The sequence below is a fragment of the uncultured Dysgonomonas sp. genome (assembly GCF_900079725.1).
Taxonomy (GTDB): Bacteria; Bacteroidota; Bacteroidia; order Bacteroidales; family Dysgonomonadaceae; genus Dysgonomonas.
The window spans coordinates 4,488,006-4,503,591 of the sequence record NZ_LT599032.1; the positions used below are offsets into that span (position 1 = coordinate 4,488,006).

The 15,586-nt window shown below is 37.6% G+C and carries 15 protein-coding genes; 9 read left to right on the forward strand and 6 right to left on the reverse strand.

The window, feature by feature from the left end:
* Position 1 precedes the first annotated feature (1 nt).
* The 8 genes from QZL88_RS18475 (at position 2) to QZL88_RS18510 (ending at position 7,883) form a co-directional block, all read left to right on the forward strand.
* On the forward strand, positions 2–994 hold the full coding sequence (locus tag QZL88_RS18475; RefSeq protein WP_296943761.1) for a DUF4296 domain-containing protein: 993 nt from the start codon (positions 2–4) through the stop codon (positions 992–994).
* Positions 991–1,287 (forward strand): hypothetical protein, encoded by a 297-nt coding sequence (locus tag QZL88_RS18480; RefSeq protein WP_296943763.1) that lies wholly within the window; start codon positions 991–993, stop codon positions 1,285–1,287. The genes QZL88_RS18475 and QZL88_RS18480 overlap by 4 nt, the downstream gene beginning before the upstream one ends.
* A 175-nt stretch (positions 1,288–1,462) precedes the next feature.
* Entirely contained in the window at positions 1,463–2,647 is a 1,185-nt protein-coding gene (locus tag QZL88_RS18485; protein ID WP_296943765.1) for a glycosyltransferase family 4 protein, read from the forward strand.
* Between the two features lie 9 nt (positions 2,648–2,656).
* Positions 2,657–3,745 (forward strand): glycosyltransferase family 4 protein, encoded by a 1,089-nt coding sequence (locus QZL88_RS18490; protein ID WP_296943767.1) that lies wholly within the window; start codon positions 2,657–2,659, stop codon positions 3,743–3,745.
* 6 nt (positions 3,746–3,751) lie between these two features.
* On the forward strand, positions 3,752–4,717 hold the full coding sequence (locus QZL88_RS18495) for a glycosyltransferase (protein WP_296943769.1): 966 nt from the start codon (positions 3,752–3,754) through the stop codon (positions 4,715–4,717).
* Positions 4,718–4,802: 85 nt separating this feature from the next.
* Entirely contained in the window at positions 4,803–6,128 is a 1,326-nt protein-coding gene (locus QZL88_RS18500) for a glycosyltransferase (protein WP_296943771.1), read from the forward strand.
* Positions 6,109–7,068 (forward strand): glycosyltransferase, encoded by a 960-nt coding sequence (locus tag QZL88_RS18505; protein WP_296943773.1) that lies wholly within the window; start codon positions 6,109–6,111, stop codon positions 7,066–7,068. The genes QZL88_RS18500 and QZL88_RS18505 overlap by 20 nt, the downstream gene beginning before the upstream one ends.
* Positions 7,065–7,883, forward strand: a complete 819-nt coding sequence (locus QZL88_RS18510) for a glycosyltransferase family 2 protein (RefSeq protein ID WP_296943775.1) — start codon at positions 7,065–7,067, stop codon at positions 7,881–7,883. Before QZL88_RS18505 ends, QZL88_RS18510 begins: the two co-directional genes overlap by 4 nt.
* A 91-nt stretch (positions 7,884–7,974) precedes the next feature.
* On the opposite strand, the gene QZL88_RS18515 is transcribed toward QZL88_RS18510, so the two are convergent.
* From QZL88_RS18515 to fabD, 6 genes are all read right to left on the reverse strand, one after another.
* The gene (locus QZL88_RS18515) at positions 7,975–9,084 is read right to left on the reverse strand and encodes a glycosyltransferase family 1 protein (RefSeq protein WP_296943777.1); all 1,110 of its coding nucleotides are present in this window, start codon (positions 9,082–9,084) and stop codon (positions 7,975–7,977) included.
* A gap of 18 nt (positions 9,085–9,102) precedes the next feature.
* Positions 9,103–9,858 (reverse strand): lipopolysaccharide kinase InaA family protein, encoded by a 756-nt coding sequence (locus QZL88_RS18520; RefSeq protein WP_296943780.1) that lies wholly within the window; start codon positions 9,856–9,858, stop codon positions 9,103–9,105.
* Between the two features lie 43 nt (positions 9,859–9,901).
* On the reverse strand, positions 9,902–11,482 hold the full coding sequence (locus QZL88_RS18525; protein ID WP_296943782.1) for a peptide chain release factor 3: 1,581 nt from the start codon (positions 11,480–11,482) through the stop codon (positions 9,902–9,904).
* Between the two features lie 245 nt (positions 11,483–11,727).
* Positions 11,728–12,282 (reverse strand): hypothetical protein, encoded by a 555-nt coding sequence (locus tag QZL88_RS18530; protein ID WP_296943785.1) that lies wholly within the window; start codon positions 12,280–12,282, stop codon positions 11,728–11,730.
* A 37-nt stretch (positions 12,283–12,319) separates the two neighbouring features.
* Positions 12,320–13,210 carry a dTDP-4-dehydrorhamnose reductase gene (gene rfbD, locus QZL88_RS18535; RefSeq protein ID WP_296945138.1) on the reverse strand — a complete coding sequence of 297 codons (891 nt, stop codon included), beginning with the start codon at positions 13,208–13,210 and terminating at the stop codon, positions 12,320–12,322.
* A gap of 190 nt (positions 13,211–13,400) precedes the next feature.
* The gene (gene fabD / locus QZL88_RS18540; protein ID WP_006797705.1) at positions 13,401–14,282 is read right to left on the reverse strand and encodes an ACP S-malonyltransferase; all 882 of its coding nucleotides are present in this window, start codon (positions 14,280–14,282) and stop codon (positions 13,401–13,403) included.
* A gap of 316 nt (positions 14,283–14,598) precedes the next feature.
* Here fabD and QZL88_RS18545 point away from each other — a divergent pair, with 316 nt between their 5' ends.
* The gene (locus tag QZL88_RS18545) at positions 14,599–15,549 is read left to right on the forward strand and encodes an RluA family pseudouridine synthase (protein WP_296943788.1); all 951 of its coding nucleotides are present in this window, start codon (positions 14,599–14,601) and stop codon (positions 15,547–15,549) included.
* Positions 15,550–15,586 lie beyond the last annotated feature (37 nt).

Genomic DNA, 15,586 nt, shown 5'->3' on the forward strand with positions numbered 1-15,586 from the left:
TATGCAACAACGTACAGTCATTTATTTCATATTGGCTATAGTGGTACTCCTCTGCTCGTGCGGGAGAAGGCCTCGTTATGTCATGCATGAGGATAAAATGACAGATGTTCTGTATGATATACAACTTGCCCAAGCCATATATCGGAGCGGTTCGGATTTCAGTAATGATGAGAAGAAAGATGCTTTATTGAACGGAATACTTCAAAAGTATAATATTACACAGGCAGAGCTCGATTCTTCTTTGTTATGGTATTCGGATAATATAGAGATATATAATACGATTAACGACTCAGTTGCTTCGCGTTTGAGGGCGGCAAGCAATGTAATGACATCGTCCCGCTCGAATGTTTTGGGCCGCGGTTATTCTAACTATCTGGTACCTCCCCTTTCTTATCTGAATGAGCAAACACCTACAATGTCATTCGATATAGATTCGAATAAGATAAAAACAATCGATTTGCCTAAGTTCTCTTTAAGATTTGATGTGCAGGGCGTGAACTCATTGCAAAATGCAGAAGCCGCAGTCTTCTTTACATATAAAGATACATTGGTGAAAACAATTGTACCTATAGCTGAGAACAGACGCTATATATTTTCAAAACCTCAGTTAGCTGATAGCCTGTTGAAAAATATATCCGGTTATGTGCATGTGAAGAATAAGATAAAAGGTATATCGTCCGATGTTATATTATATAACATTTCATATATAGATTCAATAGCTGATATTAAGCCTGCATCGGAAGAAGTATCGGATACTGCTCCTTTAGCACAGCCTGAGGATAAGCCGGAAATCACTACGGCTACAGATACTCAAATAAAACCTGATTTGTCGAATGATAAAATGGTGACACCGCCACCTGTAACCAATTCTCGGAATAATGACAGGAAAATAGATAACTTACCTGTTGTATCGAGAGATAAGGTAAATCGAAATCCCTCAGTAAATAGAGGAAGAGACCTCAACTCTTCAAAAAAAGAAGAGGGGCTTAAATGAAACGTTATTTCTCCCACTATACATTTATCTATCCGGATATTTATCTTCGAAATCATGTTGTGGAGATAAGTGATGATATGAAGCAGATCAGCTTTTTTCCTTTCGACAGGGAAATAGAAAGGACTGAATTTTACTCAGGTTTACTTATCTTTATTCCCGAAAATACCTCTGATAAAACAGACTTTATTATCTCAAAAGTAAAATCTGCTATGATAACGGCTGCAATCTATTCCGGCAATACCCATATTCAATCGGATACATGTTTTAACTTATACCACGAAGAAAATGTATGATTGTTTTAGGAGACTAACACCTCTTAAAATATAGAACATTCATATAATTTACTACCTTTACATATCAAATTAAGGTCACAGACCTATTTATTACTTGTGTTATATGTAACAGCAACAATTAGCCAAAACTAAATAATGCTATATTGAATACAGTCTTTTACTTAAATAGCTTTCGATGAAAAGGATTCTATACTTCATGCCCTACCTGTCTTTTGAAAATAATGCCGGAAATATAACACGCGTCATATCTTTATTAAAGTATTTTAAGCAGCGTAATTTTAAGGTTGATTATTACGGTATAAAGGACTGGTATAAATGGGAAGACGGGGATGATGAACGAATGATGAAATCCGGCTTGATAGATCGTTTATTCATTGCTTCAACTAAACCTTCTCAGCGTAAGTTTATGCAGCGGTTATTATATAAAGTTCCCGAATATTTTAAACGTAAATTGTATGGGATAGATAATGAAGCTTTGAGCAATTATTCTACATGGTATGTATGCCAGCAATTTGAAAAGGTATTGAAAGAAAATGAATATGATTATATCGTTGTAAATTATGCATGGTGGGCTTACCTTATTCGAGATAAGGCATTATTAAAAGGTGCACGTACGATTATTGATACACATGATTTATTGACAGTGAATCAATATCATTCCGAAAAGAAAGGTTTAGGGCGTACTTTTGAACAAGAGATAAAAAGAATGAGCCTTTTTGATGAGGTTTGGGCTGTATCAGTAGATGAATATTATATATTTTCTCAGTTTTTAGAAAATACGATTCGCTTAGTTCCCAATATATCTTTGTCTAATATAGATAGTTACACTGTGGCATCTGATAAGAAACCAAAGTATGATTTGGTTTATGTTGCAAGTGATAATCACTGGAATCAAGATTCAGCCAGATGGTTTTTTACCGAAGTTTATCCTTTATTACCTACCGATATAACTATGTGTGTGATAGGCAGGATTACAGAATATATCAAAGAGGGGTATCCTAATGTAACAAAAATCAGGTTTATAGAGGATCTGGGGAGTGCCTATGCAGATTCTAAGATTTCCATTTGCCCGATGCTGGGTGGTTCAGGGATAAAACTGAAGGTGATAGAAGCGATGTCGTTCGGTTTACCTGTAGTCTGCACATTGAGAGGAATAGATGGATTGCCGAATAAAATAAATAATGGATGTCTTGTGAGCTTGAATGCCGGAGAATTTGCCTCAAATATCCGGAAACTGCTTGATAACGAAGCATTATACAAAGAGCAAAGCAAGCAAGGTTATGATTTATACAAAGCCTATTTTAATCCGTCTGTAAGGTATAAACAGTTGGATGAGATCTTCGGGGTAGATATTAAATAAATATTACGTATGAAGCTTAAAATTAATATTATACTTCCTTATTTTGGCTCGCGTGCCGGTGGTGGTTTAAAAGTGATGTATGAATATGCTACACGATTATCTAATCGCGGACATGATATTGTTATATACAATAGCATAAAGACAAACTATGGAAAAGACTATGATAAATCGGATTTTGCATTAAAATACAAGTGTTTTATAAAAAGCCTGAAAGGCAGGGAGCGTCCCAAATGGTTCGATCTGCCGGATAATGTAAAGTGTAAAATGATCTCTTATGTATCGAATGATTATATTCGCGATGCGGATATCTGTATTTCCACCTGGTGGGCTACAGCTCACCATATTGCTGAGTTGAATCCATCGAAAGGGATTAAGTTTAATTTTATTCAGGGCTATGAAACGATAATGACATCAGAGTCTGAAGATTTTGTCCATGATTCGTATAAGTTACCATTGATTCAAGTAGTCATTTCGCCTTATTTGTTTGATATTGTTTCACCTTATGCCCGGTATCAGGTCGAAATTATTCCTAACGCTTTAGACTTGAGTATCTACGAATTAGCCAATCCTATTGAAAACAGGAATAATAGAACTCTGATAATGAGATATCTTAGCCTGAAATATAAGGCGTGCCAATATGGGGTAGCTGCATTTGTGGAACTGAAGAATAAGTATCCGGATTTGGAAGTTATCATGTTCAGTTCCGAAAAGAAACCGGAGTTTATACCCGATTGGGTAGCATATTATTATGACAGGAAAGACATTATTCCTTTATATAATGAAGCTGCTATATATGTAGCGACAAGTATAACCGAAGGGTGGCATTTACCTCCTATGGAGGCAATGGCATGTGGCTGTGCATGCGTGTGTACAGATATTCCGGCCCACCTTACATATATGGTTAACGGTGAAAATGCATTGTTGGTGAAACCTGAAGATGTAGATGGCCTTGTGGATAAAATAAGCTACCTGATAGATAATCCAGAGGAAAGAATTCAATTAGCGAAGCGGGCAAATCAGTCAATTAAAAAATATGATTGGGAATGTTCGGTCGATCAGATGGAAGCCCTGTTTCATAAATATATGAATAAAAAATAAAAGATAATGAAGGATTACAATCCTATCGTAAGCGTCATTATACCCAATTATAATCATTCCAGATATTTGAAGCGGAGGATAGACAGCGTGCTGAATCAAACATATCGGGATTTTGAGGTAATTATACTAGACGATTGCTCAACAGATAATAGCGTTGAAATTATTCGGGAATATCTGTCTTCGGATAAGTTTTCGCAAATGGTGGTGAATGAAAAAAACTCCGGATCTACATTTTTGCAATGGGAAAAAGGCTTAAGCCTTGCCCGGGGAAAATACATATGGATTGCTGAAAGTGACGACTATGCCGATCCCGCTTTTTTGGAAACACTTATTAGCTTGCTGGAGAAGACTCCGGGTAGTAGTGTGGCATACAGCTATTCTTATCTGGTAGATGAAAATGGGCATATCTTGCCAGAGGATTGGGACCGCAGTCATTGGACAAATTATAAAGTGAAAATATTTGAAGGGAAAGACTTTGCTAAAGGGTGGATGTTATTTAATAATACTATATATAATACAAGTATGGGGGTATTCCGCAAAGATGCATTCGAGAAGATCGGTAAACGCTATACAGAATATAAATATAGCGGGGATTGGTATTTTTGGAACAGGTTGTGTCTGGAAGGTAAAGTTATAAGGTCTTGCGACAAGCTTAATTATTACCGTCAGCATACAGAAAAAGTAACATCAAAAGCAGATTTAGAAGGCTTAGGTTTTATAGAATCGAAATATACAGTAGATGACCTTATTAAGCAGTTATCTTTGACTTCAATACAAAGGACTGTAGTGATAGGCTGGTTCATAAAACGTATTGTAAGCTCAACGCTTTTTAAAAATAACGAAGTTAAAAAGAACATTCTGAAAGATGTAATGTCATATTTTAAATGTGGAATGTCTTCTCTGTATATCTATAAATTAGATAAACGTCTGAACTTTTCTTCATTGAATATTAAGAAAAACAGACGCTTATAAATCCGGGCTAATGATTTTTTGTTATTATTATCGTATGATTCGCATCGGTGAGTTTTTAATAAACTAAAGAATAAGATAAAATATTATGATAAAGTTATTGATATTGACACCATACATACCCTATCCTATAAATTCGGGAGGGAATCAGGGCTTTTTCCAGTTAGTGGACAGACTCCGGGCGTATGTTGATGTATCAATCATTATTCCTTGCGTCGAATCAGATTCGGATGCGATGAAAGCAATAAGGAAGTTATGGGCAAATGTAAATTTCTACTTTTACCATTTAGATGCCAGGGGTGAATCTGAAGCAGAAAGCACTCTTTCATTTAAGATACTATCGAAGATAAAGGCCTCGGTAGACAGGAAATTGCAGCGTAGATTAAAGAAAGCAGACTCCGGCGATTTGATCTGGTCTAATTCGATCTTAAAATTTAATTCATCGGAGTTAAACGAAGGGTATATTAATTTTGTATATGAAGTGATTCATTCAAACGAATTTGACTTGATACAAGTCGATTTTTTTGGACTTATTGATATTGTGAATATCTTACCCGAAGATATAAAGAAGGTTTTCATTCACCATGAGATAAGGTATGTAAGGGCTTATCAGGAACTCAATTTATTGCAGAACCCTAAGCCTGTCGCTTACTATTTATTCAATTCTTTGAAAAAATATGAGATTGGAAACCTGAATGCTTATGATGCCATCGTTGCTATGACCGATGTAGACAAAGCAAAGTTGTCGGATGTATTGAGGAGCGATATCAAAATAGCTACCTCTCCCGCAATAGTAGAGGTGAAAGATTTTGAAATATCGGAAGCGTTTCAATTCAAAAATAAACTCATTTATCTGGGAGGAAGTGAACATACTCCCAATCTGGATGCTGTGGACTGGTTTCTGAACAATTGCTGGGGCGAAGTTAGAAAGGTGAAGCCCGAACTGGAATTGCATATTATAGGACAATGGAATTCCAAATTGAAAACATTTTATGCAGAAAAGTTTGAGAATATTCTATTCAGAGGGTTTGTGGAAGACCTATCTGAAGAATTATCAGGAGCCATAATGATAGTGCCTTTGCGTATTGGCAGTGGGGTAAGGATTAAGATACTGGATGCAATAAGCAAAGGTGTACCTATTATATCTACGAGCATAGGGGCGGAAGGTATAATGCTGAACGATAAGGAAGATTGTTTTATTGCTGATAACAATGAGGCTTTCATCGAAGCTGTTTTAACCTTGACAGGTGATAATAATTTGTGTAATGACTTTCGCTTAAATGCCCGGAAGAAGATGGAACTAAGAGAGACTCCTGATGAGTTGGCATTAAGAAGATTGCATATTTATGAAGAGATATTAGGTTTGCCATACACTCAAAAGATATCAGATAAAAATGTTATTACCAAAGGTTAGTGTTATTATCCCCAATTATAATCATTCGCAATACTTAAAACAGCGGATAGAAAGTGTTCTGAACCAGACCTGTCAGGATTTTGAACTGATTATACTCGATGATTGCTCTACCGACAACAGCCGTAATATTATTGATGTGTATGCAGCTAACGAAAAGGTGTCCCATACTGTATATAATGAGGTAAATACAGGCTCTACCTTTGCTCAGTGGCAAAAAGGGTTCTCTCTGGCTCGTGGAGAATATATCTGGATAGCAGAAAGTGATGATTATTCGGAACTTACCTTTTTAGAGAAGCTAGTTCCTTTACTGGAGGCTAATCCGGATTGTAATGTCGCTTTTTGTTGTTCCTATGCAGTGGATGGAAATGGAGATATATTACTTGATGACTGGGACAGAAATAGGGAAGAAAGATATACTGTAAACAAATTTGATGGAAGAGCCTTTGTTAAAGGGCGGATGCTATTTAATAACAGTATTTACAATGCCAGTATGACGCTTTTCAGAAAGTCAGTCTTGGATAAGATTGGAAATCAGTATGCAGAGTACAGATATTGTGGCGACTGGTTTTTCTGGAATCGTGTATGCCTGCAAGGCGAAGTAATCAGGTACTGTGATAAACTCAATTATTTCAGGCAGCATTCGAATAAGGCTACGCCGAGAGCTAAGTCGGAGGGGCTGATTTTTACTGAAGGAAAATATGTTATTGAGGATATCTCGCGGAATTTACACCTGGGTTCTTTGCAAAGTTCTATCATTAAAGGACGGTTTTTGAAACGGATTGTAGCCTCGAAGGAGTTTAAGTCATTAGAAGTGAAAAAAAAAGTCTTGAAAGAGGTCGAAGATTATCTCGGGTGTGGACGATTTTCCATTTTCCTTTATGGCTTGGATAAATTGTTGAATTTCTCATCATTGAATATAAGAAAGAACAGGTATCTATGAAGAATAATAAACCAAAAGTATCTCTTATAATTGCCACATATAACTGGCCGTCGGCTTTAGATTTATGCCTTTCTAGTGTAGCGTCACAGACCATCTTACCGGATGAGGTAATAATTGCTGATGACGGTTCTAAAGAAGCTACTACAACATACATACAAGAGATAAGTATGAATTTTCCTTGTCCTGTGGTTCATGTCTGGCACGAAGATATCGGATTCAGGCTTACTGTTATACGAAATAAGGCAATTGTAAAAGCAACAGGAAATTATATTATTCAGATTGACGGCGATGTGATACTGAACAAACACTTTATTGCGGATCACCTGGCAATGGCACAGGATGGATGCTTTGCTACAGGTAGCCGTATTATGATGACGCAGGATTTAAGTCAGGATCTGTTGAAGAAGAAATCTGTAGTATTAAGCCCTTTTACCAAAGGTTTAAGAAATAAGCTGAATGCCTGCAGGTCTTCTTTATTTGCCCATTATTTTCGTTTCAGGTATAAAAAAGACAGTCCCCATTATATAAAAGGATGCAATATGGCATTCTGGAAAAAGGATTTACTCGCTGTGAATGGTTACAATGAGGATATGACAGGGTGGGGGTATGAAGATAATGAGATCTCGGCCCGGCTTATAAATTCGGGAATAAGGAAACAATACCTCAAATTTTACGGTATCGTTTATCATATCTATCATCCGCTTAGCAGCCATGACAGGGAAACGATAAATGCCGATATGTTTAATAATGCAGTAGAAAATAAGGCCGTTTGGTGTGAAAACGGATTGAATAAGTATTTGGATAGAGAAAAATAATTTTCAGCTTTAATAAGGAATTTAATCTGAGGATTATCTATCTGCTGTTTTTATACTGAAATTTTTTAGGTTAAAAATCTTATTTTTTTACTTAAGGATGAAGCATTTCATAAACTTTCATCAGGGCTGACGTACAATCTTTATCGGAGAATCTTTTCACATATTCCAGTCCATCCGTTACCATTTGCTTACACGCATCTTCATCATTGAGCAATCTTTTGATTTGATATGCCAGCTCATTTTCATTACAAGGATCTACGTATACCGAATGTGGACCACCGGACTCTTCAAGACATGAGCCGGTTGCTCCAATTACAGGTACACCTGAACTTTGAGCCTCTATGATTGGTATTCCAAAGCCTTCGTATAAAGAGGGATATATAAATATACGGGCAGATTGCAATATTGCCGGCAGGTCAGTCAATGGTACATTGCTGATAAGGTGTACACGATCCGATAATCCGTGTTCAGCAGCATAATTTAATACAGTTTGAGCATATTCTTTTTGCTTGCCTATAGCTATAAAATGAATATCGGGTACCTCTTTCAGTGCTTTTACTATCAGCAGGATATTCTTACGCTCTTCTATACTGCCGATAGACAGAAGAAATTCAGAAGGAAGATTATATTTGGTTTTTACTTCTTCCTTTTTCATATTATCAGCCTGCTCTCTGAATACAGGGAAGCAACCTTGATAAACAACTTCTATTTTCGATGGCTCTATGCCATAGAATTTGATAATATCTCTTTTAGTGCATTCGCTGACAGCTATGACCTTGTCTGCCACCTTGCATGCATATTTGGCCTTAACATTGTAAATTGTTCTGTCGACCAGAGAATAGAATTCAGGGTATCTCAGAAATATAAGATCATGTATTGTAACAATACTTTTTACTCCGGTTCTGTTTATTCTGAATGGCAACTCATTACTTAGCCCATGATATATATCAATATGTTCTCTCTTAATATCTTTGACAATTCCCATCGTACGCCAGAATGGTTTATGGGTATGTTTTAATGAATAAACAGTTTCATCTTGATGTGTATCATTAATCTTACTCTCATCATGAAGTTTGGGGATGAAAAGTTTATAAATATTATTGGGGTAATATTCCATCAGGTTGGAGATTACAAATCTGCTGTAATTTCCTAATCCGGTAAAATTAGAAACAGCTCGCTTGGCGTCAAATCCAATTCTCATAATATCAGGCATTTATAGTTAACCGAGGTATGGTTTTGTCTCAGGATGTTGCTTAGTATAAGTATCCCAAAATTTTTTACGATATTCAAATGTTTTCCTTAAGCAGGTTGCTTCATCAAAGTTGCGGGCTTTGGCGTATTCTTTTACTATGAAGCTTATCATTTCATCACTTCCCCATAGGCGTCTGAAATTAAAGCAGGCGGTATCGAGATTTATAGGTTTATCAAATTTCATTCTGTTCAGATCCACTAAATAGAAAGTATAGGTATTCCCGTCCTTTTTATAGAGGATATTTCCCGAAGAATAATCTAAATGTAATACTTGCTTTTCGTGTAACTGGGCCGTATATAAAGCAAATTGAGTCAATAACTCTTCGCGTCCTTTTATTTCTCCATGTTGCAATTCACGCATCATTCCATCAAACTCTTCATGTACTGATATATATAAACTGTATTTTAGCAGATTATATTGTTTGAGTTCCATATAAGATACCGGATCGGGTGTGTGGAATCCTCTTCTTTTTAGCATAAATGCATATAAGTATGAGCGCTTTGCCTTCGATTGCCTGATAGTCGAATATGCTATCTGGTTTATAAATAGTGGCTTTTTGAAAGACTTTACATTCAGTTTCACCCCTTCTACATCAAAGGTCTTGATTATATTACGACCCGAATAAATAACTTCTCCGGATTGCAGGAATGCAAGGGGAAGGCCTTCTATGAAGTCTTCTAATTGCCTGTACTCTGCATTTATAACCATTTTTATTTTTGTCATATCTTTTAAATAAAAGAAAGTGAGGTTGCAGACCCGTTTATTCTTAAAATTCCGATGTGAAATGGAATTTGATGTCTTTAAAGTCTTGCTGAGCCATCATTAGCACATAGTTAGAGTCGGCAAGGAATACGTCCCGCCCTTCTTTATCTACAGCCATGTATTGCGCTTTGCGTTTTTTAAAATCATCTAATTGCTGCTTGTTTTCACTTTCTATCCAACATGCTTTATATAAATTGAGGGATTCCCAGCGACACTGGGCTCCGTATTCATGCAACAGGCGGTATTGAATAACTTCAAACTGGAGTTGCCCTACTGTACCTATAATCTTACGCCCGTTGAACTGGTTCGTAAATAACTGGGCAACACCTTCGTCCATTAACTGGTCTATACCTTTTTGCAATTGTTTCGACTTCATCGGATCGGCATTCTCAATGTACTTAAACATTTCAGGGGAGAAGCTTGGTAATCCTTTGAAATGCAGGTCTTCTCCTGAAGTAAGAGTATCGCCGATTTTGAAGTTACCGGTATCGGGAAGTCCTATAATATCACCTGCGTATGCTTCGTCTACAGTCTCTTTTTTCTGAGCCATGAAGGCAGTAGGAGAGGAGAATTTCAGTTGCCTGTTTAGCCGGATATGCTTGTAGTTTACATTTCGTTCGAATTTGCCGGAGCAGATTTTCACGAATGCAATACACGACCGGTGATTAGGGTCCATGTTTGCATGTATCTTAAATATGAATCCGGTGAAAGCATTCTCTTCCGGGTTTACTTCACGCTCTATAGCTTCTATCGGGCGTGGAGACGGCGCTATTTTTACAAAGCAATCCAGTAGTTCTTTTACTCCGAAATTATTTAAAGCCGAACCAAAGAATACGGGGGCTATCTGACCTTTCAGGTATGTATTCATATCCAGCTCCGGATATACTCCGTCTATAAGTTCTATATCTTCTCTTAGTTTCGCTGCAAGCGGGTCTCCGATATGTTTTTCCAGATCAGGACTGTTTATATCTTTGAACCCGATCGATTCGGTTACTGTCTGCTTGCTGGGTGTATACAGGTCTAATTTCTCCTGATAGATATTGTAAACACCTTTGAATCGTTGCCCGCTGTCTATTGGCCAGCTTAGGGGGCGTACTCCGATTTTTAGTTCCTCTTCCAGCTCATCGAGCAGTTCGAAAGGGTCGCGTCCTTCCCGGTCCATTTTGTTTACAAATATCATCACCGGAGTATGGCGCATACGGCAGACTTCCATTAGCTTGCGGGTCTGTGCTTCCACACCTTTGGCGGAGTCTACCACAATAATAACACTGTCAACCGCAGTGAGTGTACGATAAGTGTCTTCTGCAAAATCCTGGTGGCCGGGGGTATCCAGGATGTTTATTTTATAACCGTCGTATTCGAATCCCATAACCGATGTAGCAACAGAGATACCACGCTGTTTCTCTATTTCCATCCAGTCCGAGGTGGCGGTTTTCTTTATTTTGTTTGATTTTACGGCACCCGCTACATGGATAGCACCCCCGAATAATAATAATTTTTCGGTAAGGGTAGTCTTTCCTGCATCGGGGTGACTGATAATGGCAAATGTTCGTCTTTTATGAATTTCTTTTTCCAGTTCGCTCATCGATTACTTTACTTAATAATATCAAGGTCTCAGACCTGTTTGTTGCCCATTAAACATAAAACGAATATGCGCTATGTTTTATTTATGCAACATTAAATATTTTCTTTTTACTTGTAAGGTGCAAAAGTAATAAAAAAAGCGAAGACAATGGTCTATTATCTTCGCATTGGAGTTATTTATTTAGCAATAATTTCTGCTATATTATTTCTAGCCTGACATATAATCTCAGAGCCCGGTTGTATGTCCTAATTGGAGATAAACTTAAATTCGGGGCTTATCTGATATTTCGTTATTGCAGTATCGGCTGTACCTCCCGAATCGCTGTTAATTTCATCGTAGGTGTAGTTGATGGTTTGAACGATTATCTCGTTCGATTTTATTTTAGATGAGACTTCACTGTAATATTCGACCATATCTTCATAAGCGACTATCAGGTTGTCTATCAGATTACCGCTTTTGTCATAACTGAGAAGGTATTCTGTAATTTCTCCGTCCGTAACTACTTGTATTGTAATGATTTTTCCATTTTTATTCTCCAGCAGAGTCTGCCCGAGACAGAGGTCACTGAGCTCGTATCCTTCCAGTCCTTTTACTTTTTCGAGTTGCAGGCTGGTGTATTGTTCAGGTGTAAGCCTTTGTATTTTAGTTAAGTCGATGGTGCTGGAACTGCTGTTTAAAGAGATGTCGGCCAGATCGACTTTTAGCGGGTTAAGTTGTGTTTCATATAAGTTTATTTGCTTTTTCTGACAAGAAACAGAGATAACCGTAAATATAAGCCCAAAAAGATAAATCTTTTTCATTTTGGTTATGGTAGATGTGTAATGTGAATTATTATTACTATATAGATAACAATTCTTTGACACAAATGTTTAAACTATTTTCCCATTCGGGAATCGTGATATTGAATGTGGTTTTAATCTTCGTTTTATCCAGTACACTGTATTTTGGCCTTGTTGCTTTAGTCGGATATTGATCTGTGGTAATTGGATTTACCTTGCAGTTTGTTATTCCGGCATCTTTGTGTATGGCTAATGTAAAATCATACCAGGTAGTAATGCCCTCATTAGAATAGTGATAGATACCGGGTTTGAAGCTGTTGGCCTCGCTATAGTCCAGTATTTTTACGATTGCATTGGCCAGATCGGCTGCGTTGGTCGGTGTTCCCTTTTGGTCGGCAACTACATTGAGCGTATCCCGTTCTTTTCCGTATTTTATCATCGTTTTCACAAAGTTGTTTCCAAATATAGAATACAACCAAGCAGTACGGATGATAATACTGTCAGGACATGCTTTTATCAGGGCAGCTTCCCCTTCTTGTTTCGATTTTCCGTATACCGATTGCGGGTTCACTGTATCCGTCTCTGTATAAGGCTTTGAAGCAGTGCCATCATATACATAATCGGTAGATATATGGATTATCTTGGCTCCGTTATTCGCAGCGGCAATTCCCAGGTTTGCAGCGGCATCCCGATTGATTTTGTAGCATAATTCTACATCATCTTCAGCCTTATCTACGGCAGTATAAGCAGCGCAATTGACAATATATTTAATATTGTTTTCTCTTATAAAGTCTTCTATGGCTTGCAAATCTGTAATGTCGAGCTCTGCAACATCGGTAAAAAAGAAATGGAAATTGTTCTCATGAAGTGAGGCTATGCGCCTGATTTCATTTCCTAACTGCCCGTTAGAACCGGTTATTAGGATGTTTTTCTGCACCAATTCAAACATGAAAATGTTTTTTGCAGTTTCATCCTGGTCATCAGCTTGCTTGTTTCCTGAAAAGAATGCCATATTATTTCAATTATGAGTGATAAGTGAAAAGTGAAGAACTAAAAATGGATTGAAAATCAACGGAGACGAGAGTAAAAAATATGCTCTGTGTTCCGTTTTTCATTCTTCACTTTTCACTTTTGTGCGCTTATTGTTTGCCGCTGGTTGCTACATCCGAAGCGATTTTCTTCACCAGTCCCTGCAGTACATTGCCCGGTCCTAGTTCGATAAATTCTGTTGCTCCGTCAGCTACCATATGCTCTACAGACTGAGTCCATTTTACAGGAGCAGTTAACTGAGCAATAAGGTTTGCTTTTATTGTAGCAGGGTCGGTTTCACCTGTGGTAGATACATTCTGATATACAGGACATGATGGTTTGCTTATCGTTGTAGTATCGATAGCTTCCGATAATTCTACTTTAGCCGGTTCCATGAGCGGAGAATGGAATGCTCCACCTACTTTTAGCTTCAGTGCACGTTTTGCACCTGCAGCAAGTAATAATTCGCATGCTTTTTCTATACCTGCATTTGAGCCGGATATAACAATTTGTCCCGGGCAGTTATAGTTTGCCGGTACCACTACCTCATCGGTAATAGATGCGCATATTTCTTCAACTTTAGCATCGGGTAATCCCAGTACGGCAGCCATTGTTGAAGGATTCAGTTCGCATGCTTTCTGCATAGCAAGCGCACGTTTATATACGAGTTTCAGTCCATCTTCAAATGATAATGCGTTCGCAGAAACCAATGCGGAAAATTCGCCTAAGGAATGGCCTGCAACCATATCGGGTGCAAAGTCAGCCCCCATTGTTTTAGCTAATATTACAGAATGAAGGAAGATGGCCGGTTGGGTTACTTTTGTCTGACGAAGATCTTCGTCTGTGCCTGCAAACATCAGATCTGTGATACGGAATCCCAGTATTTCGTTTGCTTTTTCAAACATTTCTTTAGCAACTGGAGATGTTTCGTACAAATCTTTTCCCATTCCTACAAATTGAGCTCCTTGCCCCGGAAATACAAATGCTTTCATTTTCAATATTTAATAGTTAAAATAAGCGGTTAAATTTCAGCCTGCAAAATTAGTAAAAAATAGAATATGATATGGCAAAATAGATTAAAATAAAAAAGTACAGCATTAAAACCGGTGTCTTATAAAATACTACCATACATATTACAAGTATTGTTATTTGCGGTTTACTTCAATGCCAGGTTGGTCTTGGTATAGGAGGGTGAATTGTTGCTGTTCAGTGCAATGATTCAATTTTATTATTATTTAATACACATTAAAGCTACTAAAAAATTATAAAACACTTACCTTTGCCCCATATATTACATTTTATTACTAAATGAGAAATACTTCAAGAAGAGATATTCCGCTGCAAGAACTGAAAGCATCGCAACCATGCGAATTGTTAGAGTTTCTGATAGATCAGCAAGTTCGTAAGAGTCGTAATGCTATAAAATCACTGCTGGCGCACAAGCAAATAAAGGTAAATGGCAAGCTTGTCACCCAATTCGATCATGAACTCAAGTCCGGAGATAAGGTTTCGGTAATGAAGTTTGACCAATCGCGAAAAGAAAAGAAGCTAAAAGGCCTGAAAATTGTATTTGAAGATGATGAGATCATCGTTATAGATAAAGAAGCGGGGTTTTTGTCCGTATCCACTGATAAAGAGAAGTTGCGTACCGTTTACGGGGCACTGAACGAATATGTGAAGAAAAAAGGAAAGAATAAGGCTGATCGGGTGTTTGTTCTTCAGCGTCTCGACAGGGAGGCTTCCGGGTTGATGGTATTTGCCAGAAGCGCAGAGCTTCAGGAAATATTTCAGAAAAACTGGAACAATCTTGTAAAGGAATATATTTATACTGCGGTTGTGGACGGAAGACCGGAACAAAAAGAGGGAACAGTGACTTCGTGGCTTACCGAGAATAAAAATTATGTGATGATGTCGTCATCTAGCGACAATGGCGGATTGAAATCAGTCACACATTATAAAGTGATTAAGTCGACAGGACGCTATTCGTTGCTTGATTTTGATCTAGAAACCAAGCGTAAAAACCAATTGCGTATACATATGCAGACAATCGGCCATTCTGTAGTGGGAGATAAAAAATACGGTGCATCGAATAATCCGATTAAGCGTATTGCCCTTCATGTACGCGAACTGGTACTGAAGCATCCGGTTACAGGTGAGGTGTTGGAATTTAAAAGCCCGATACCAAAAGCAATGCTGCAATTGGTAACTGTTCAGCCAAAGAGAGAGACATCTGCCGAATCGGATACTAAAGAACAATAAGTTTTGAATTCTTCGAACCTTAAAGTGAATAACTGAA